This window comes from Stenotrophomonas testudinis (assembly GCF_024499815.1).
GTDB lineage: Bacteria > Pseudomonadota > Gammaproteobacteria > Xanthomonadales > Xanthomonadaceae > Stenotrophomonas.
Window position 1 is genome coordinate 1 of the sequence record NZ_JAMOKY010000055.1, and the last position, 18,798, is coordinate 18,798.

Consider the following 18,798-nt stretch of genomic DNA (forward strand, 5'->3'; position numbering starts at 1 on the left):
CCCCCCCCCCCCCCCCCCCCCCCCCCCCCCCCCCCCCCCCCCCCCCCCCCCCCCCCCCCCCCCCCGACTCTACAAAACAGCGTTGAACGTATCAGCCCTGCGGCGGCGCGCTGTTGCCGTTGCCACCACCACCGCCACCACGGCGACGGCGACGACGCGGGCCACGGCTGGCGGCAGGTGCTGCGGCCGCTTCCTTGTCCTTGTCCTGCGCGGCAGCGGCCGGCCGCTCGCGCGCCGGTCGTGCCGGCGGGCGGGCATTGGCTACCGGTGCCGGCACATCCCGGCCGGGTACCTGCACCACGCGCAGTTCGTCGGTGTCGAGCTGGATGGCGGTGAGCTTGCCGCCCCACACCGCACCGGTGTCGATGGCATGCACGCCCTGGGTGATGGTCAGGCCCAGCGCCGACCAGTGGCCACAGACCACCTTCAGGTCACGCTCCACCCGGCCCGGTACTTCGAACCAGGGATACAGCCCCTGTTCCTGCGTACCCGGCGTGCCCTTGTCCTCGATGCCGATGCGCCCACGCGGGGTGCAGTAGCGCATGCGGGTGAGCACATTGATGATCGCCCGCGAGCGGTCGTAGCCGGACAGGTTCGGTGCCCAGCTCGGCTTGTCGCCGTACATGTTGCGGAACAGCTTGCGGTAGCCGGCGCCATGCAGCTGCACTTCCACCTCGGCGGCGTGCTTCTCGGCCATCTGCGTGGTCCACTTCGGCGCCAGGCCGGCATGCACCATCATCCAGCCCAGCTCGCGGTCCACGTGCACCAGCTTCTGCAGGCGCAGCCAGTCCAGCAGCTGGTCGCGGTCCTCGGCCTGCACGATGCGCAGCAGGTCCGGGTTGACCTTGCGCTGTTCCTCTTCGGTGCGCGCACCGACGGCCAGCAGCGAGAGGTCATGGTTGCCCAGCACCACCACGCTGTGCTCGCGCAGCGAATGCACCAGGCGCAGGGTTTCCAGCGACTGTCCGCCGCGGTTCACCAGATCGCCGCAGAACCACAGGGTGTCCTGCGCCGGGTCGAAGCGGATCTTTTCCAGCAGTCGCTGGGTAACGTCGTAGCAGCCCTGCAGGTCGCCGATCGCCCATACACTCATCGTCCGGCCTCCGTGTCAGTGCAGGGTACGCGGCACGGCCAGCACGAAAGGTGCGACCGGCGCGGCGAATTCGGTGCCGTCATCGGCAACCATGTCGTAGTGGCCCTGCATGGTCCCGTGGTCGGTCCCCAGCATGACACCCGAGGTGTAACGGAAGTCTTCACCCGGGCGCAGGCGCGGCTGTTCGCCGATCACCCCGTCGCCATCGACATGCTCGACACGGCCGTTGGCATCGGTGATGCGCCAGTGGCGGGCGACCAGGCGCGCGGCGACGCGCCCCTGGTTGTGGATGCGGATCGTATAGGCGAACGCATAGCGGCCGTCTTCCGGCGCGGATTGGTCGTCGAGGAAGCGCGGAGCAACCTCGACAGTAATGGCGTAAACGTCAGCGTCTTCCATACCGGCAGTGTAATCAGGTGGCATTGGCCAAAGCGATGAATTCAGCCACATCCAGCTGTTCTGCACGGGCATCGGGGCGCACGCCGGCGGCCGCGAACTGCTCGGCCGTGACGACGTTGTTGAGCGCATTGCGCAGGGTCTTGCGGCGCTGCCCGAAGGCGGCCTTGACCACGTCGGCAAAGCGCTTGTGGTCGTTGATGTTGACGCTGGCCGGGTCACGCGGCACCAGCCGCACCACGGCCGAGTCGACCTTCGGCGGCGGCCGGAACGCGCCCGGCGGCACCACGAACAGCGAGGTCACCTGGCAGTACGCCTGCAGCATCACGCTGAGGCGGCCATAGACCTTGCTGCCCGGGCCGGCAGCCATGCGGTCCACCACTTCCTTCTGCAGCATGAAGTGCATGTCGCGGACGACCGCGGCGTGCTCCAGCGCGTGGAACAGGATGGGCGAGGAGATGTTGTAGGGCAGGTTGCCGACCAGGCGGATCGGCTCGCCGGCGGCCAGCGCGGTGAAATCCACGCGCAGCACGTCGCCCTGGACGATGGTCAGATCGCCCAGCGGTTCGGCGGCGGCAGTGAGCGGCGCGATCAGGTCGCGGTCGAACTCGATCACAGTCAGCTTCCGGTGCACGCGCAGCAGGGGCAGGGTGATCGCGCCCTGGCCGGGGCCGATCTCGACCAGACGGTCACCGTCCTTGGGATTGACCGCCATCACGATCTTGTCGATGTAGTGGCGGTCGGCCAGGAAATGCTGGCCAAGCTGCTTCTTGGCCGGGGCGGTGAACACCGGGCCGGAGGGGGAATGCGGGGAATTCATGCGCTCAGTGTACGTTGCCGGGCCAGCCGCGCACACAGCGCCGTTGCGGCCTGCAGGCTGGAAGGATCGGCGATGCCACGCCCGGCCAGCTCCAGCGCGGTGCCGTGGTCGACGGCCACGCGCGGGTAGGGCAGGCCCAGGGTCAGGTTCACGGCCCGTTCGAAGCCGGAATACTTCAACACCGGCAAGCCCTGGTCGTGGTACATGGCCAGCACGGTGTCGAAGCCGGCCAGCTTGGCCGGCAGGAAGGCGGTATCGGCCGGCAGCGGCCCGACCAGTTCCATGCCCTCCGCGCGCAGGCGCTGCAGCAGGGGGATGACCAGGTCCAGCTCCTCGCGGCCGAGGTGGCCGTCTTCGCCGGCATGCGGGTTCAGCCCGAGCACGGCGATGCGTGGCGCAGGCAGGCCGAACTCGCGGCGCAGCGCGGCATGCACGGTGCGCAGGGTGTGTTCCAGACTGGGCGTGGTGATCGCATCGGCCACCTCGCGCAGCGGCAGGTGGGTGGTGGCCAGGGCCACACGCACGATGTCGTTGGCCAGCATCATCACCACCTTCACCCCGGCCTGGTCGGCCAGCAGTTCGGTGGTGCCGCTGTAGGCGATGCCGCCCTGGTTGATCACCGCCTTGTGCACCGGGCCGGTGACCACGCCCTGCAGCTCGCCGGACAGGCAGGCCTGGCCGGCCGCCAGCAACGCACGGACCACCGCGCCCGCGTTGGCGGGATCGGTCTGGCCGAAGTGGCTGAGGGTGCTGTTGGGCAGGGCGCGCAGGCGCAGGTCGCCGGGCAGGCGGGCCTCGGCATCCTCAGGCAGCAGCTGCAGGGGCAGCTTCAGCGCGGCCGCGGCCGCGCGCAGGGTATCCGGGTCGGCGAAGGCCAGCAGCCGGCAATCATCACGCGGCTGCTGGACAAGGCGGACGCACAGCTCCGGGCCGATCCCCGCCGGCTCGCCCGGTACCAGAGCGAGCTCGGGGCGCATCGGTCAGGGCTGCTGCGGCGTCGCGGTGTTCTCCGCGCGGTCGCCACTGCGGAAGCTGACGTAGGCTTCGCCACGCAGTTCCTGCAGGAAGCGGTTGTATTCGTCTTCCAGCTTGCGGCGGCCGATGGTCTCGCGGACCTGGGCACGCTGGTTGTCGCTGGTCACGTCGGTCTGGCGCGTGGCAACGCGCTGCACGATGTGCCAGCCGGCATCGGTACGGAACGGCTGGCTGACGCCGCCGTCCTGGATGCCTTCGACCTGCTGGCCGAACGCCGGACCGAAGGCATCGGCCGGGAACCAGCCCAGATCGCCGCCCTGGCCCTTGCTGTTGTTGTCTTCCGACGATTCCTTGGCCACGGCCTGGAAGTCGGCACCACCCGCAATGCGGGCACGCAGGGTGTCGATCTTGGCCTTGGCGGCCGCGTCGGTCTGGTTGTCGTCCACGCGCACCAGGATGTGGCGGCCGTGGTACTCGGTGACGGTGTGGTCGCCGGTGGCGGCGTTGGCATCGCGCACCTCGACCAGCTTCAGCAGCTGGAAGCCGCTCGGGCCACGGATCGGACCGACCACGTCGCCGGCCTTCATCTGCTGCATCATCTGCGCGAAGGCGGCCGGGATCTCATCCAGGCTGCGCCAGCCCAGATCGCCGCCTTCCAGCGCGTTGGGGCTGTCGGAATAGCGGACGGCGGCGGCGTTGAAGTCGAGCTCGCCCTTGTCCAGCAGTGCCTTCACGCCATCGGCCTTCTTCTGGCCGGTGGAGATCTGTTCGGCAGTGGCGCCGTCAGGCAGGGCCACCAGGATGTGCGCCAGGTGGTACTGGTTGCCGACGGTGGCCTGCTGCTTCAGGGCAGCATCGACCTCGCCTTCGCTGACGCTGATGCGGCTCTGGGCGAAGCTCTGGCGCAGACGCTGCACGGTGATCTCGTCACGCACCGAGGCGCGGAAATCGGCGAAATCGATGCCGTCGCTGGCCAGGCGCTGGCGCAGGGCGTCCAGGTTGGAACCGTTCTGCTGGGCGATCGAGTTCATCGCCTGGTTCAGTTCCTGGTCGCTGATGCGGATGCCGCTGCTCTGGGCGCGGGCGACCTGCAGCTTGACCAGCACCAGGCGCTCGAGCACCTGGCGGCTGAGCACGTCATCGGGCGGCAGCTGGTTCTCACGACCGGCGTACTGGGCCTTGATGTTGACGATCGCGCGCTGCAGTTCGCTCTGCAGCACCACGTCCTCATCGACGATGGCTGCAATGCGGTCCAGCGGCTGGGCCTCCTGGGCGATGACCTGGAGGGGGGCGGACACGCTGGACACGGCCAGCAGCGAAGCGAGTAGGACGGGGAAGCTCTTGGTCATGGGATCTGGTTTGGATCGTAGTCGTCCCGGGTCGCCCCGGTGTTGCTGGGCGGCACGAGATAGAGGTCGTCGCGGTTGTACCCGAGGATAGCACGGCGCAGGGTGCGGTCCGTGTCCTGGCCCAGCGAGCTCAGGCCCTTGAGCACGAACTCGAGCTGGATGGAATTGTTCAGTTCACCTTCGCGGTTGCGCACGTAGCGGCGGGCCACGGCGCGCACGGCCAGGCAGCAGCTGTCCCACTGCACGCCACCGATGATTTCCAGCGGCTTGCTGTCCTGGATGGAGTAGTAATAGCGGCCCACCAGGCTCCAGCGCTCGTTCAGCGGGTACAGGAACGACAGGTCGGCCTGTTCCAGCAGGGTGCGCTCTTCCTTGGTGGCATTGGCCGCCGCACCGGCGTTGATGCGGTAGCGGTAGCTCAGGTTGACCACGCCGTCGTTGGACATCAGGTAGCGGGCGCGGACGCTGGCCAGATCCTCGCGCTTGTACTTCGGGTCCCACTGGTAGGTGGCGCCGAGGGTCCAGCGGTCGTTGATCATGTAGTTCGAATCGGCGATCCAGGCCGACTTGCCCTTTTCGACCGGGGCGCCGCCCGGGGTCACGGTCACCCGCGACTCGTCGAAGTACTGGATCTGGCCGATCGAGGCCGAGAAGCGTTCCTTGCCCGTGGTCTGGTCGATGAAGCGGGTGCTCAGTGCCAAGGTCAGCTGGTTGGCGTCGTTCTGGCGGTCGGCGCCGGTATAGCGCGAATCGCGGAACAGCTGGCCCCAGCTGAAGGTGAAGTCACGGGTATCGAAGATCGGCAGGTCGTCCTGGTTGCGGTAGGGCGTGCGCAGGTAGAACAGGCGCGGCTCCAGGGTCTGCAGGAAGGACTTGCCGCCGATCCTGGTGTCGCGGTCGAAGAACAGGCCGGCATCCAGGCTGGCGATCGGCAGCGCGCGCGTCGGCGAGGTATTGCCGCGCAACTGGTCGGCGCTCAGCGTGCTGGTATCGACGTTCTGCGAAGCCAGCACGTTGCTGCGGATGCTGTCGGCCAAGCCGCGGTCCAGCTGGTAGGCGGTATAGCGGTAGGCCAGGGTCGGGGTGACGTACCAGGCCGCGCCGCTGATCGGGAACGACACGTACGGCTTGATGTCCAGGCGCGAACCGCCATAGACCCGCTGGGTCAGACCGTTGCGCGTGTACTGCAGGTCTTCGCCGGCGCTGGCGTCGTATTTGAAGTTGATGTCGTCGTGGGTGAAGCGGACGACCTCGGAGTAGACGCCGGTCTCCAGCCACGGCAGCAGCGACTTGTCCCAGTTGAAATACAGCCGCGGCTGGCGATTGTAGGCCAGCGCGCTTTCATTGAGGGTGTAATCGGTCAGCTGCCAGCGATCGGCCATGATGCCGGCGGTCCAGTCCTGGCCGGTGCCGTACAGGCCGATGGTGCTCTGCAGGTTGGACGCGGTGACGCCGACCAGGCGGTTGGCGAAGTCCTCGATGTAGCGCTCGTCGCTGACCCAGGCCAGGTTGGCGCGGGCCTGCCAGTGGCTGTCGACGTTGTGGTAACCGTTGAACATCACCCGGCCGCGGTCGCGATCGCGCAGTTCGTCGTTGGGCATGTACGCGGTCAGCAGTTCGCCGCGGCCGCCGTTGTAAAGGTAGCGGAACTCATTGTCGAGCATCAGGCCGCGCCGGCTCATGTAGCGCGGCGTCAGCGTGTCGTCGTAGTTCGGCGCCAGGTTCAGGTAGATCGGCTGGGCGTAATCGAAGCCGTTGCGGCCGGACATGCCCAGCTGCGGGAACAGCAGGCCGGTCTTGCGGCGGTCGTCGATCGGGAACTTGAAGTACGGCGCCCACAGCACCGGCACCTTGCCGATGCGCAGCACGGCATTGCGTGCGGTGCCGAAGCCCTCGTCGTTGTCCACTTCGATTTCCGGTGCCGACAGCTTCCACACCGGCTGCGAGGGATCGCAGGTGGTGTAGGTCGAACGGTGCATCTGGCCGACGGCGCCCTGCAGGTCGACCGATTCGGCATCGCCGTTGCCACGGCGCGACACCAGCTGGTACTGGATGTCGGTGATCTTGTGGGTGTCGCTTTCCTGGTTGCCCTCGGCACGCTTGGCGACCATGCGGATCGATGCATCCTGGTAGCGCACATTGCCGTCGGCGATGTAATTGCCACTCTCGGTGTCGAAGCTGAGCTTGTCGGTACCGACGAACTGGTCGCCACGGCGCAGCGCCACGTTGCCCTGGTACTGCGGCACCGTGGTGGTGCCCAGCAGCTGGTCACCCTCGATGTCGGTGGGCTGCTGCTCGCGCTCGGCGCTGGCGGCGGCCTTGTCCTGCCCGGGTACGGGGACCGGGGTAGGGGCATCGGTAAAGGCGGGAATGACCTCGGTTGCCGGGCACAGGCCCCAGTTGAGCGGCTTGTCATCGGCCATCGCGGGAAGGCAGACGGCGATGCTCAGGGGCAGGGGAAGCAGGCGGAGGGCTCGGCGCACGCGGTTCGGATTCGGGCGAAAACGGACGGTAGATTGCCCCATCCGCTGCATAGGGGCAATGAAGGTTGCCGTCCGCTGCCGGTTCGGGTTCATCCAGCCCGTGGCCCGGATGCCCCATCCAGCAGGGCCCGGACATGGGCCACGGTGCACTCGGACAGGGCCTGCAGGTCATAGCCGCCCTCCAGCATCGACACCACCCGGCCGGCCGCGTGGCGGCGGGCCAGCGCATGCAGTTCGGCGGTGATCCAGGCGAAATCGTCGGTTTCCAGCATCAGGTCGGCCTGCGGGTCGCGCAGGTGGGCGTCGAAGCCGGCCGATATCAGCAGCAGCTGCGGGCGGAAGTCGTCGATGGCCGGCAGCATCTCGTCGGCCCAGACATTCCGGAAGCGGAACCCGCCACTGCCCGGCGGCAGCAGGATGTTCATCAGGTTGCCGGCGCCACGGTCGCGGCGCAGGCCCGAATTGGGGAATAGCCCGGCCTGGTGGGTGCTGTAGTACGACACCCGGGCGTCGTGCTGGAAGATGTCCTGGGTGCCGTTGCCATGGTGGACATCGAAGTCCACCACCGCGATGCGCTCCAGCCCGTGGCGGTCGCGCGCGTAGGCGGCGGCCACGGCGATGTTGTTGAGCAGGCAGAAGCCCATCGCCGTGCTGCTGGTGGCGTGGTGGCCGGGCGGGCGCACCGCGCAGAACGCCAGCGGGTCCTCGCCCAGCATCACCGCATCGATTGCGGCCACGCCGGCGCCGGCCGCGTGCGCGGCGGCGCTGGCCGAGCCGGGCGAGGTCCAGGTGTCCATGTCGAGCTGGCGCAGCGGCAGGGTCTGCGGCTGCAGGACGAAGTCGAGCAGGGCACTGTCGTGCACCCGGCTCAGTTCACCGAACTTGGCCGGCGGTGCCTGGCGCCAGTCCAGCTGGCCGGGGAAGGCCTGGTGCAGGGCATCGAGCACCACCTGCAGCCGCTGCGGGCACTCGGGATGGCCGGGGCCGGGGTCGTGCTGCAGGCAGGCGGGGTGGGTATAGACCAGCATCGGCGGTCAGCGCTGCCGGTGCTGCGGCTGCCACAGCGCCTCGCCGTGGCCATCGGCACGGGCCAGCACCCGCGACAGCACGAACAGCAGGTCCGACAGCCGGTTGAGGTACTGCAGGGCTTCGCTGCGCACGCTTTCCACCCGCGCCAGGGAGACGGTCTCGCGCTCGGCCCTGCGCACGATGGTGCGTGCCAGGTGGCAGCGCGCGGCCGCTTCGCCGCCGGCCGGCAGGATGAATTCCTTCAGCATCGGCAGGTCGGCGTTGTAATGATCCAGCTGCTGTTCCAGCGCTGAGATGTCGGCGGCGTGGATGGCGGCATGGCCCGGCACGCACAGCTCGGCGCCGAGGTCGAACAACTGGTGCTGCAGGTGGACCACCAGCGACCGCACGTCGTCGGGCAGTGGCGCGGCCAGCAGCAGGCCGAGGGCGGCGTTGGCTTCATCCACCGTGCCATACGAGGCCACGCGCAGGTCGTCCTTGCCGACCCGGCTGCCATCGCCGAGGCCGGTGCTGCCGTCATCGCCGGTACGGGTGTAGATGCGCGAAAGACGATGGCCCATGCGATGGCTCAGTGCTGGATGTCGCGGCGGGCCTGCTGCAGCTTCAGCACCTGCTCGACCGCCAGCTGCAGGGCCGCGGCCAGCGCCACGTAAATGGCCGTGGTGCGCAGATAGGGGCCGAACCACTGCGCGTAGTTCTGCGCCCAGCCGGCCACGGTCGGCTCGGCCACGTTGCGGGTGGTCCAGTAGAAGCCGCCCTGGGCGAGCAGGTGGCACAGGGCCACCGAGGCCACCAGCAGCAGCGCGCCCTTGCCCAGGGTCGACCAGTGCGCGCCGTGGTAGTTGCGGCCCAGCAGCAGGCCACCGGCCCACAGCGAGAAGTACGCCGGCAGCAGCAGCCAGTAGCCGGGCGAGACGCAGTAGTGCTGCCAGAAATCCAGGCCGCTGCTGCGGATCACGATCCAGTCCACCAGTACGGCGAAGACCATCAGCAGCGGGAACGCCCAGCGCGTCCAGCGCGCCAGATAGAAGCCACCGATGAAGAACACCGCCCAGGACGCATCTGGGATGGCCGCGAAGTGGTTGACCCGGGTCGCCGCCAGCAACAGCACAAGCACGGAGAGGACAAAGGCGCGGTTGGCGGTGTCGGACATGGCAGCGGGCCCGGAGCGGATTCAGCTTTCATTCTAGCCCGCCGCGCGGGTTGGCGCAGGGCCCGGCGGCGAGCGCGTATCATTGGCTCATGAGTGAACGACATGACGTGCTGATCGTCGGTGGCGGTCTGGTGGGAGCCAGCCTGGCCATCGCCCTGGACCGGCTGGGCCTGGACGTGGGCCTGCTCGAGGCCAGCCCGGCCGGCGAACTGCCGGCGGTGTTCGACCAGCGCAACCTCAGCTTTGCCGCCGCCACCGTCAATGCGCTGACCGCGCTGGGGGTGATGCAGAAGCTGGCAATGGCGCCCGGCCCGATCCGCCGCATCCATGTCAGCCGCGCCGGGGATTTCGGCCGGGTCCAGCTCGACGCGGCCAATTACGACCGGCCCTGGTTCGGCCAGGTGGTGGTGGCGCGCGATTTCGGCCAGGCGCTGGAAGCACGGCTGCAGGAGCTGCCGCGCCTGCACCGTTATCGGCCGATGCGTTTCCTCGGCCTGGGCGACGTGATCGACGGCCATCGCCAAGTGCGCGTGGCCGACGAGAGCGGCGAGCGCGTGCTGCAGGCACGCCTGGTGGTCGGTGCCGACGGTACCGCCAGCGGCGTGCGCGAGTCGCTGGGCATTGAGGTCGACCGCCATGATTTCCTGCAGACCCTGTTCGTCGCCCGCGTGCGCAGCCAGCGCGCGCCCGACGGCAGTGCCTGGGAGCGTTTCACCGACACCGGCCCGACGGCGCTGCTGCCGCGCGGTGACCGCCACTTCGGCTGCGTGCACGGCGTGGCCCGTGACCAGGCCGAGGCGGTGATGGCGCTGGACGATGCCGCCTGGCTGCAGCGCCTGCAGAGCGCGCTGGGCTGGCGTGCCGGGCGCCTGCTCGAATCCGGTCCGCGCAGTGCCTACCCGCTGATCCAGGTGCTGGCGCGCGCGCTGGCCGGGCAGCGCACGGTGCTGCTGGGCAATGCCGCGCAGACCATCCACCCGCTGGGTGCGCAGGGTTTTAATCTGGGCCTGCGCGATGCGCTGACCCTGGCCGAGCTGCTGGAAGACGCGGGCGGTGATGCCGGCAGCGATGGCCTGCTGCAGGCCTACGTGGCCCGCCGCGAAGAGGACCGTCGGCAGACGGTGGCGTTCTCCGGTGGCCTGGCCCGGCTGACCAGCAACCCGGCGCCGCTGCTGCGGCCGCTGCGCAGCCTGGGCCTGGTCGCCGCGCAACGCGCGTCGGTGCAGTCGATGCTGGTCGGCGGCGCGATGGGTTTCCGCGGCGAGGTGCCGCGCCTGTGCCGTGGGGAGGCCGCATGAGCCGCCGCATGCGCCTGGACGCGGCCATCGTCGGTGGTGGCGTGGTCGGTGCGGCCTGTGCGCTGGCGCTGGCCGATGTCGGTCTTTCGGTGGCCCTGGTCGAAGGCCGCGAGCCGTCGCCGTGGCAGGCCGCGCAGCCGGACCTGCGGGTGTTCGCGTTCGCCGCCGACAACGTGCAGCTGCTGCAGCGCCTCGGCGTGTGGCCGGCGATCGCCCAGGCCCGTGCCTGGCCGTACCGGCGCATGCAGGTATGGGATGCGGCCGGTGGCGAGGATCTGTTGTTCGACGCCGACCGCTTCGGTCGTCGCGAGCTGGGCTACATCGTCGAGAACGGCCTGCTGCAGGACCGCCTGTGGGCGGCGCTGCCGGCCGCTGGCGTGCAGCTGCACTGCCCGGCGCGGGTGGAAGCGCTGGAGCAGGACGAAGACGGCGTGCGCCTGCGCCTGGACGATGGCCGCCGCCTGGATGCCGCGCTGGCCGTGGCGGCCGATGGTGCCGAATCGACCCTGCGCCAGCTGGCCGGGATCGAGGTCGAGCGTCACGACTATCACCAGCGGGGCGTGGTGGCCTATGTGGACAGCGAACTGCCGAACCAGGCCACGGCCTGGCAGCGCTTCCTGCCCACCGGGCCGCTGGCCCTGCTACCGGTGGCCGAGCGCCGCAGTTCGATTGTCTGGACGCTGCCAGAGGACGAGGCAGCACGCGTGCTGGCCCTGGACGAAGCCGCCTTCAACCGCGAACTGACCCGTGCCTTCGCCGCGCGCCTGGGCGAACTGCGCCTGGCCTCGCCGCGCGCGGCGTTCCCGCTGCGCCGGCAGCTGGCCCGCCATTACGTGGCCGGTCGTGTGCTGGCGCTGGGCGATGCCGCACATGTGGTGCACCCGCTGGCCGGGCAGGGCGTGAACCTGGGGCTGCGCGATGTCGCCGCCCTGCAGCAATGGCTGGCACCGTCGGCCGAACGCCGTGGCCAGCCACGCCTGTCGCCGCAGCGCCTGCAGCGCTGGGCCCGCGAACGGCGCAGCGACAACCAGATTGCCGCCTACAGCTTCGATGCGATCAACCGCCTGTTCTCCAACGACGAAATGCACCTGACCCTGGCCCGTGGCCGCGCGCTGGGCTGCGTCGGCAGGTGGCCCCCGCTGGTGCAGGCGTTCTGGAAGCGCGCGGCCGGCGTCTAAGCCGGTAGCGCCGGGCCATGCCCGGCGAGCGCGCGGCTGGTAGTCGCCAACCTTGGTTGGCGCGCGTGAATCGGATCAGTCGATCAGCCAGCCGGCCAGGTCGGTGCGGTCCAGCTTGCCGCGATGCTTCACGTCCAGCGAGGTGAATTCATCGGCCAGCGCCGGGTTGGCCTGTGCCTCGTCGCGGTTGATGAAACCATCGCCATCCACATCCAGCGCGGCGAAGTGGATGCGGTACTGCCCGACCACGCTGGCCGGGCTGACCGAGCGCACCGTCACCGGCGTTTCGCCCAGCGGCACGGTGATGTCGACGCTGCCGGTCACCCGGCCACTGGCCAGTGACTGCTGGCGGACCACGCCGCTGTCGTCACGCAGCGGTGCGCTCTGTGCCGGTTGGGGCAGGGCCACCTGCGCCGACGCAGCCGCCGGCAGCAGGGCCATCAGGAGTGGAATCAGTCGAAAGTGCATGCAGTCGTATTCCCGGTAGCACCGGGCATGCCCGGCGGGCGTCGCGTCTCAGCGCAGCGGCGAGGCCAGCACCGTGATCTCTTCGCGGTCGTGGTAGAGCTGCTTGGCACGTACCACCAGCGGCTTGCCGGCCTGCTCCTGGAACAGGTCCAGGCACAGCCGGGTTTCGTCCCAGCGCTTCTTCATCGGCAGCTTCAGGTTGAAGATCGCATGTCTGCACCAGCCTTCGCGGAACCAGGTGGCCATGCGCTCGGCCACGCGGCGCGGCTGCTCGACCATGTCGCAGACCATCCAGTCCAGCGGCTGGTCCGGGTGCCAGTGGAACCCATCGGCGCGCAGGTGCTCGACCAGACCGGTGTCCAGCACATGCTGGCGCAGCGGGCCGTTGTCGATGCTCAGCACGTGCATGTGCTGGCGGGTCAGCACCCAGGTCCAGCCACCCGGTGCGGCGCCGAGGTCGGCCGCGCGCATGCCGGGCTTTGCCAGCTGTTCGCGTTCTTCCGGGGTCAGCAGGGTCAGCAGTGCTTCGTCCAGCTTCAGCGCCGAGCGCGAGGGCGCTTCGGGCAGCAGCTTCAGGCGCGGGATGCCCAGCGCCCACGGTGCGCTGTCGGCCGGGTCGGCCACGCAGACGAAGGCATGGGTGCCGTCGACGAACACCACGTGCAGGCGCGGCAGGCGCGCATTGGGCTTGTCGGTCAGCTTGCCGGCCTTGCGCAGCGCCGGGCGCAGCGCATTGCCGAAGGCGCGGGCCAGCCCGGACAGCGGCTTGCCGGCATCCGAATCGGGGTGCTCCACCCACAGGTCGCCGAAGCGCGGCGCATCGGCCAGCACCTCCAGCATCGGGGTGATGCGGTCGGCCGGGTCCAGCTGCGGCAGTTCGGCCAGCACGACCAGCTTTTGCCGGGCGAAGATCAGCTCGCGCCACCGCAGGCGCGGGGCCAGCGCGGCGGCTTCGTCGCACATGAACAGCACGTAGCCATCATTGCGCTGGGTGCGCGCATAGCCGGCAAAACCGGCTTCGCCGGCGCGGAACTGCAGTTCGCCGGCCAGCTCGGGCTCGAAACCCTGGCGGCACAGGCACAGCAGGCCGATGCCTGCCTCAGTAACGGGCGCCATCACTCTCTCCATAGGCACGCAGCACGCTGCGCGCATCATCACGGTTCAGACCCTGCACGACTTCGATGCCGCGCTTGTTGAGCTCGCCGACCCAGTCGGCGGGCAGCGGGCCTTCATCGAACGGGGTCAGTTCTTCCACATCGGCCGCGCTGGCGCCGATCAGCAGGCGGTCGATGCCGGCCCACACGGTTGCGCCGTAGCACTGGCAGCACGGCTGCGAGCTGGTGGCCAGGGTGATCGGCGACAGCACAGCGTTCAGACGCGGGGTCTGCAGGCGCTGCTGGGCCAGCATGTAGGCCATGTTCTCGGCATGCGCCAGTGAGGTCGCATGCGGCATCACCCGGTTCACGCCGACGGCGATCACCTTGTCTTCCGGGCCGAACACCACCGCGCCGAACGGGCCGCCGCTGGCGTGCTCGATGTTCAGCCGCGACAGCGCGATGGCCAGCGCGACCTTGGCCTCATCGCCGGGATAGCGACGATCCAGGTCGATCTGGTCGTGGATCCAGGCAGGTAGGGTCAGGTGGACTTGCGCGTACAGCATCGCGGGGTGCCTCGTGTGGAAGATGGAGAGGTGCGGCGGGTTCGGAAACCGGCGCGCAGTGTAGCGGCCGCCGGGTGCACCCGGGGTGTCTGCTCAGTCGTCCAGATCGGTGCGGACGACTACGTACTGCTTGCGGAACTCCAGACCGGCCTGCGGCCAGCGTGCGGCGTAGGCGCGCAGCAGGGGCAGGGCAGCGGGGAAGTCGTGGCCGTTGACCCGGCAGTCGGCCTCGCACTGGCCGTCCGCATCGCGCGAGGCGAACAGGCGGATGCCGAGGAACTGGCGGGTCTTCAGCAGGTCGTTGAAGGCGTCCAGGCTCTGGGTGAACAGGCAGCACGGGCAGGAGCCGTGGTCGTCCTCGCTGCAGGCGGCAGCGTCGTCGGCGGGCTCGCCGCGGTAATGGGCCAGCGGGCCCAGCACCACCGCGCGCGCCAGCGGCGTTCCGGTTTCCTCGGCGCCGTAGCGCAGGGTCAGCATCTGCAGCTCGGGCGCATCATTGGCGCCGATGGCGGCCTGCAGGGTGGCCAGGTCGACCCTCACCCAGTTCTCGAAGCCGGACAGCGCGGCCTCCTGCTGGCTGTCGCCGGCGGCGTGCTGGTACTCGAACAGGCCATCGGCGAACAGCTCCGGATGGCGCGCCTCGATCACCGTGGAGGTCTGCCAGCCGCCGTTGTCGCGTGGATCGGCACCTATCGCATGCGGGCTGAGGCGCAGGCCACTGTCCAGTACCAGTTCGTGGCCCTCCAGCGCACAGGCGATGTCACGGCCCAGTAGGACTTGGTGCAGCAGCGGCAGGAGGGGAGAGGCGGTCTTGGTCATCGAAGGTACCTGGTTTGCAGGATGGGGCACAGCCACCGGGCAGGGCGGGCGCTACAGGGCGTCGAGTTCGGCGCGATAGCGCTGTGCCTCGGACTGCTGCTGCGGGTCGTTGCCGTGGTCGCGCAGCCAGGTCTCCAGCTCGCGTCGATAGTCGGCGCGGAACCCGGCGTTGTCCGGGCTGAAATGCAGCTTGCGCGCGGCAACCTCTACCCGTTCGCGCGCACGAGCGCGGGCCTGGGCGATGCCGTGCGGTGATTCATTGGTGAGGATGACGAAGTTGCGGGCAAAACCGTTGACGTACTTGACTGCAAACGGCTGGTTGGCGCCCGGGATGCGGATCGCATTGCTCAGCGGCCACAGGGCTGCCGTATCGGTATGCATGACCGTTTCGACATCGCGGCCGTCGGACGTATGCAGCACGACTTCGTAACGCCAGATGTACTGTTCGTTCAACTGCGAGCTGGTCTGTTCAGCCCGCACGATGATGGCCTCGCCAGGTTCGCCGGCCAGGTTGAGGAAGGCCGCATTGGCGAACTGCCCGACGATCATGTTCAGCAGGGCCAGAGGGAACACGACCAAGGCGAAGCCAGGGCGGCGGCGGCGCCACGACACCAGGCCGATCAGCAGCAGCGCGGCGAAGAAGACCAGCACCGCGTGTCCGGTCAGCAGCCAGAACAGGAAAGACAGGACAGTCAGCATGGCGGCTCGAGAGCGGGCGCCGTTGCGGCGCCCGCCTATCCGATCAGGCCGACCAGGTGTCGCGCAGGGTCACGCTGCGGTTGAACACCGGCTTGGCTTCGGTGTGGTCGCGGCGGTCGGCGACGAAGTAGCCGGTGCGCTCGAACTGGAAAGACTGCTCCGGGGTGGCGCTGGCCGCGGCCGGTTCGACGTAGCCGGTGACGGTGCGGCGCGAATCCGGGTTGAGGTAGTCGCGGTAGGTCTTGCCTTCCGACTCGTCGTCCGGGTTCGGCACCGAGAACAGGCGGTCGTACAGGCGGATCTCGGCCGGCACGGCGTGCACGGCGCTGACCCAGTGGATGGTGCCCTTGACCTTGCGGTTGGCGCCTTCCATGCCCGGGCGCGATTCCGGATCCAGCCAGCCGCGCAGCTCGGTGATGGTGCCGTCGGCATCCTTGATCACTTCATCGCAGCGGATGATGCCGGCGCCGCGCAGGCGCACTTCGCCACCCGGCACCAGGCGCTTCCAGCCCTTGGGCGGCACTTCGGCGAAGTCTTCGCGGTCGATCCACAGCTCGCGGGCGAACGGCACCTGGCGGCTGCCGAAGCTTTCGTCCTTGGGGTGGTTGCTGAAGGTCAGCTGCTCTTGGTGGCCTTCGTCGAGGTTGGTCAGCACCAGCTTCACCGGATCGATGACGGCCATGCGGCGCGCGGCGGCACTGTCCAGGTCCTCCCGCAGCGCGCCTTCAAGCACGCTGAAATCGATCAGCGAATTCTGCTTGCTGATGCCCACGCGTTCGGCGAACAGGCGCATCGCCGCCGGGGTGTAGCCGCGGCGACGCAGGCCCTGCAGGGTCGGCATGCGCGGGTCTTCCCAGCCGTCCACCAGCTGTTCGGTGACCAGCGCCATCAGCTTGCGCTTGCTCATCACCGTGTAGTTGATGTTCAGGCGCGAGAACTCGATCTGGCGCGGCTTGGCGGCTTCGCGCGGCAGGCCGGCGTCGACCAGCGGCTGGGTCAGCGCATCGTCATGGGCGAAATCGACGTTGTCCACGCACCAGTCGTACAGCGGGCGGTGGTCTTCGAATTCCAGCGTGCACAGCGAGTGGGTGATGCCCTCGATGGAATCGCCCAGTGCATGCGCGAAGTCGTACATCGGATAGATCGGCCACGCGTTGCCGGTGTTCTGGTGCTCGACGTGCTTGATGCGGTACAGGGCCGGATCGCGCAGGTTGATGTTGCCGCTGGCCATGTCGATCTTGGCGCGCACGGTGCGCGCGCCGTCCGGGAATTCACCGGCGCGCATACGGCGGAACAGGTCGAGGTTTTCCTCGACGCTGCGGTCGCGCCACGGCGACGGGCGGCCCGGCTCGGTGAGGGTGCCGCGGTAGGCACGCACTTCATCGGCCGACAGGTCGCAGACGTAGGCCTTGCCCTGTTCGATCAGCTTCTCGGCGGCCAGGTAATAGGTCTGGAAGTAATCCGAGGCGTGGCGCAGCTCGTTCCAGGTGAAGCCCAGCCAGCGCACGTCGTCCTGGATGGCGGCCACGTACTCGGGGTCTTCCTTGGCCGGGTTGGTGTCGTCGAAGCGAAGGTTGCAGACGCCGCTGAACTCACCGGCCAGGCCGAAGTTCAGGCAGATCGACTTGGCATGGCCGATGTGCAGGTAGCCGTTCGGCTCGGGCGGGAAGCGGGTCTTGATCGCCTGGTGCTTACCGCTGGCCAGGTCCTCGCGCACGATCTGGCGGATGAAATCGCGCTTCTCGTGGCTGTCGGCGGGGGTCTCGGGGCTGGCGGGGGTGTGCTCGGACATGAGTCGGCGAAAGAGAAAGGCAGAAAGACCAACAGTTTAGCGCGTCAGGGGCGGGGCTGCCCGGTCCGGGTAGGTAGCGCCGGGCCATGCCCGCCGAGCGCAGCGGCGCGATTCAGCCCCCGGGCGTATGCTGGACCCCTGTCCCGAGGAGCCGCCCATGCACATCGTGTACAAGGCCGACAATCTGTTCGACGCCCACCTGGTCAAGCACGCGCTGGAGGATGCCGGCATCCCCGCGTTCGTGTTCGGCGAGCAGCTGCTGGGCGGCATGGGCGAGCTGCCGCTGTTCGGCGTGCTGCGGGTCGGCATCCCCGACGTGGCACGGCCGCAGGCAGAGGAGATCATCGCCGCGCTGGACTTGGGCCAGGGCCCGTCCGACCCCATTTCAGACGCAGACGATTGGGCCGGACAGCCGGCGTAGGAGCGCATCATGTTGGGAATCAGCCAGGGCATCCTCGGCATCGGGGCCTTCAAGCAGCGCCTGCCGCGCCCGGAAGAGGCGCTGCCGGGCCGCGACCAGCCGCTGCCGCTGCACAGCAACCAGCACTTCGTGAACAGCCATCCGCTGAAGGACCGCTTCGCCGGCCTGCAGCAGATCCGCTTCGCGCTGGGCTGTTTCTGGGGCGCCGAGCGCAAGTTCTGGACCGAGCCGGGCGTGTACAGCACCTCGGTCGGCTATGCCGGCGGCGTTACCCCGAACCCGACCTATGAAGAGGTCTGCTCGGGCCTGACCGGCCACACCGAGGTGGTGCAGGTGGTGTTCGACCCGGCGGTGGTGAGCCTGGAGCGGCTGCTGCAGCTGTTCTGGGAGAGCCACGACCCGACCCAGGGCATGCGCCAGGGCAACGACACGGGCACCCAGTACCGCTCGGCGATCCACGCCACCGACGAGGCGCAGTATGCGGCGGCGCTGGCCAGCCGCGAGGCCTACCAGGCGCAGCTGGACGCGTCCGGCTACGGGCCGATCACCACCGAGATCGCGTACCCGGCGCCGGAGTACTACTACGCCGAGGATTACCACCAGCAGTATCTGGCGAAGAACCCGAACGGGTATTGCGGAATAGGTGGCACCGGCGTGAGCTGCCCGATCGGGCTGGATGTGGAGCCGCCGCGCTGACGCGCGGAGGTCCGCCTGCGGCGGGCAACGTCAACGTCAAAAGCTGAAGCGGCTCTGGTTTTCTGCTGGCTGGGTGGGTCGGTGTGGGTTGGCAGGACACGCCGTAAACCCGTCCATGGGGGCTCGATGGCGCCATTCATGGCGCCAACGGTCCTGCCAACCCACACCGTCCCACCCCCGACAGTTTCCCGGTGACGGTGGGCAAGAGCATTGGGTTGGTGGCGAACTGATGGAAAAGAAAAAGGACGCGGCGAAAGCCGCGTCCTTTTTCTTTGGTTCTGCAGTGCTCTTGTAGAGCCGAGCCATGCTCGGCTGCGAGCAAGCGAAGCGCGCGACCCGCGGTTGCTCTTCTTTCTTTCTTCCGTGGCGGGCGGCCACCGGAAACTGTCAGAGGGCGGGGGGGGGGGGGGGGGGGGGGGGGGGGGGGGGGGGGGGGGGGGGGGGGGGGGGGGGGGGGGGGGGGGGGGGG

At 68.9% G+C, this 18,798-nt stretch carries 19 protein-coding genes; 4 read left to right on the plus strand and 15 right to left on the minus strand.

Annotation, left to right across the window (positions count from 1 at the left end):
* Window positions 1-91 precede the first annotated feature (91 nt).
* The 9 genes from NQ204_RS18600 to NQ204_RS18640 all read right to left on the minus strand — a co-directional run bounded on the left by NQ204_RS18600 (window position 92) and on the right by NQ204_RS18640 (window position 9,298).
* Window positions 92-1,093, minus strand: coding sequence for a symmetrical bis(5'-nucleosyl)-tetraphosphatase (locus NQ204_RS18600; protein ID WP_256644619.1), 1,002 nt, complete (start codon window positions 1,091-1,093; stop codon window positions 92-94).
* Between the two features lie 15 nt (window positions 1,094-1,108).
* Window positions 1,109-1,492, minus strand: coding sequence for a Co2+/Mg2+ efflux protein ApaG (gene apaG / locus NQ204_RS18605; protein WP_079220685.1), 384 nt, complete (start codon window positions 1,490-1,492; stop codon window positions 1,109-1,111).
* A 13-nt stretch (window positions 1,493-1,505) separates the two neighbouring features.
* Window positions 1,506-2,309 (minus strand): 16S rRNA (adenine(1518)-N(6)/adenine(1519)-N(6))-dimethyltransferase RsmA, encoded by an 804-nt coding sequence (gene rsmA, locus NQ204_RS18610; RefSeq protein WP_256644620.1) that lies wholly within the window; start codon window positions 2,307-2,309, stop codon window positions 1,506-1,508.
* Complete coding sequence (gene pdxA, locus NQ204_RS18615; protein WP_256644621.1) at window positions 2,306-3,286, minus strand: 4-hydroxythreonine-4-phosphate dehydrogenase PdxA; 981 nt, start codon at window positions 3,284-3,286, stop codon at window positions 2,306-2,308. Before pdxA ends, rsmA begins: the two co-directional genes overlap by 4 nt.
* A gap of 3 nt (window positions 3,287-3,289) precedes the next feature.
* Entirely contained in the window at window positions 3,290-4,633 is a 1,344-nt protein-coding gene (locus NQ204_RS18620; protein ID WP_256644622.1) for a peptidylprolyl isomerase, read from the minus strand.
* Window positions 4,630-7,116, minus strand: a complete 2,487-nt coding sequence (lptD, locus tag NQ204_RS18625) for an LPS-assembly protein LptD (protein ID WP_256644623.1) — start codon at window positions 7,114-7,116, stop codon at window positions 4,630-4,632. Before lptD ends, NQ204_RS18620 begins: the two co-directional genes overlap by 4 nt.
* Before the next feature lie 89 nt (window positions 7,117-7,205).
* Window positions 7,206-8,144: a histone deacetylase family protein gene (locus NQ204_RS18630; RefSeq protein WP_116864526.1), complete on the minus strand. Its 939-nt coding sequence runs from the start codon at window positions 8,142-8,144 to the stop codon at window positions 7,206-7,208.
* A gap of 6 nt (window positions 8,145-8,150) precedes the next feature.
* A complete protein-coding gene (locus NQ204_RS18635) occupies window positions 8,151-8,705 on the minus strand; it encodes a cob(I)yrinic acid a,c-diamide adenosyltransferase (protein WP_116864525.1) in 555 nt (184 codons plus the stop codon).
* An 8-nt stretch (window positions 8,706-8,713) separates the two neighbouring features.
* Window positions 8,714-9,298, minus strand: a complete 585-nt coding sequence (locus tag NQ204_RS18640) for a hypothetical protein (RefSeq protein ID WP_116864524.1) — start codon at window positions 9,296-9,298, stop codon at window positions 8,714-8,716.
* An 89-nt stretch (window positions 9,299-9,387) separates the two neighbouring features.
* Here NQ204_RS18640 and ubiH point away from each other — a divergent pair, with 89 nt between their 5' ends.
* Window positions 9,388-10,596 (plus strand): 2-octaprenyl-6-methoxyphenyl hydroxylase, encoded by a 1,209-nt coding sequence (ubiH, locus tag NQ204_RS18645; RefSeq protein WP_256644624.1) that lies wholly within the window; start codon window positions 9,388-9,390, stop codon window positions 10,594-10,596.
* Window positions 10,593-11,774: a UbiH/UbiF family hydroxylase gene (locus tag NQ204_RS18650; RefSeq protein ID WP_116864522.1), complete on the plus strand. Its 1,182-nt coding sequence runs from the start codon at window positions 10,593-10,595 to the stop codon at window positions 11,772-11,774. The genes ubiH and NQ204_RS18650 overlap by 4 nt, the downstream gene beginning before the upstream one ends.
* A gap of 75 nt (window positions 11,775-11,849) precedes the next feature.
* Here the strand turns inward: NQ204_RS18650 and NQ204_RS18655 are convergent, their stop codons facing one another.
* From NQ204_RS18655 to NQ204_RS18680, 6 genes are all read right to left on the minus strand, one after another.
* Window positions 11,850-12,242 (minus strand): EF-hand domain-containing protein, encoded by a 393-nt coding sequence (locus tag NQ204_RS18655; protein WP_116864521.1) that lies wholly within the window; start codon window positions 12,240-12,242, stop codon window positions 11,850-11,852.
* Between the two features lie 48 nt (window positions 12,243-12,290).
* Window positions 12,291-13,358: a 23S rRNA (cytidine(2498)-2'-O)-methyltransferase RlmM gene (gene rlmM / locus NQ204_RS18660; protein ID WP_256644625.1), complete on the minus strand. Its 1,068-nt coding sequence runs from the start codon at window positions 13,356-13,358 to the stop codon at window positions 12,291-12,293.
* Complete coding sequence (locus tag NQ204_RS18665) at window positions 13,342-13,902, minus strand: nucleoside deaminase (protein ID WP_256644626.1); 561 nt, start codon at window positions 13,900-13,902, stop codon at window positions 13,342-13,344. The genes rlmM and NQ204_RS18665 overlap by 17 nt, the downstream gene beginning before the upstream one ends.
* Window positions 13,903-13,995: 93 nt before the next feature.
* Window positions 13,996-14,721, minus strand: coding sequence for a DUF6348 family protein (locus tag NQ204_RS18670; protein WP_256644627.1), 726 nt, complete (start codon window positions 14,719-14,721; stop codon window positions 13,996-13,998).
* Window positions 14,722-14,772: 51 nt separating this feature from the next.
* A complete protein-coding gene (locus tag NQ204_RS18675; protein WP_116864517.1) occupies window positions 14,773-15,420 on the minus strand; it encodes a hypothetical protein in 648 nt (215 codons plus the stop codon).
* A gap of 43 nt (window positions 15,421-15,463) precedes the next feature.
* Window positions 15,464-17,212, minus strand: coding sequence for a glutamine--tRNA ligase/YqeY domain fusion protein (locus NQ204_RS18680; protein WP_116864516.1), 1,749 nt, complete (start codon window positions 17,210-17,212; stop codon window positions 15,464-15,466).
* A gap of 157 nt (window positions 17,213-17,369) precedes the next feature.
* Between NQ204_RS18680 and NQ204_RS18685 the strand changes: the two genes are divergently transcribed.
* Both NQ204_RS18685 and msrA read left to right on the plus strand, forming a co-directional pair.
* Entirely contained in the window at window positions 17,370-17,633 is a 264-nt protein-coding gene (locus NQ204_RS18685) for a putative signal transducing protein (protein WP_079220701.1), read from the plus strand.
* Between the two features lie 30 nt (window positions 17,634-17,663).
* The gene (gene msrA / locus NQ204_RS18690; protein ID WP_165835730.1) at window positions 17,664-18,329 is read left to right on the plus strand and encodes a peptide-methionine (S)-S-oxide reductase MsrA; all 666 of its coding nucleotides are present in this window, start codon (window positions 17,664-17,666) and stop codon (window positions 18,327-18,329) included.
* The last annotated feature ends 469 nt before the right edge of the window (window positions 18,330-18,798 follow it).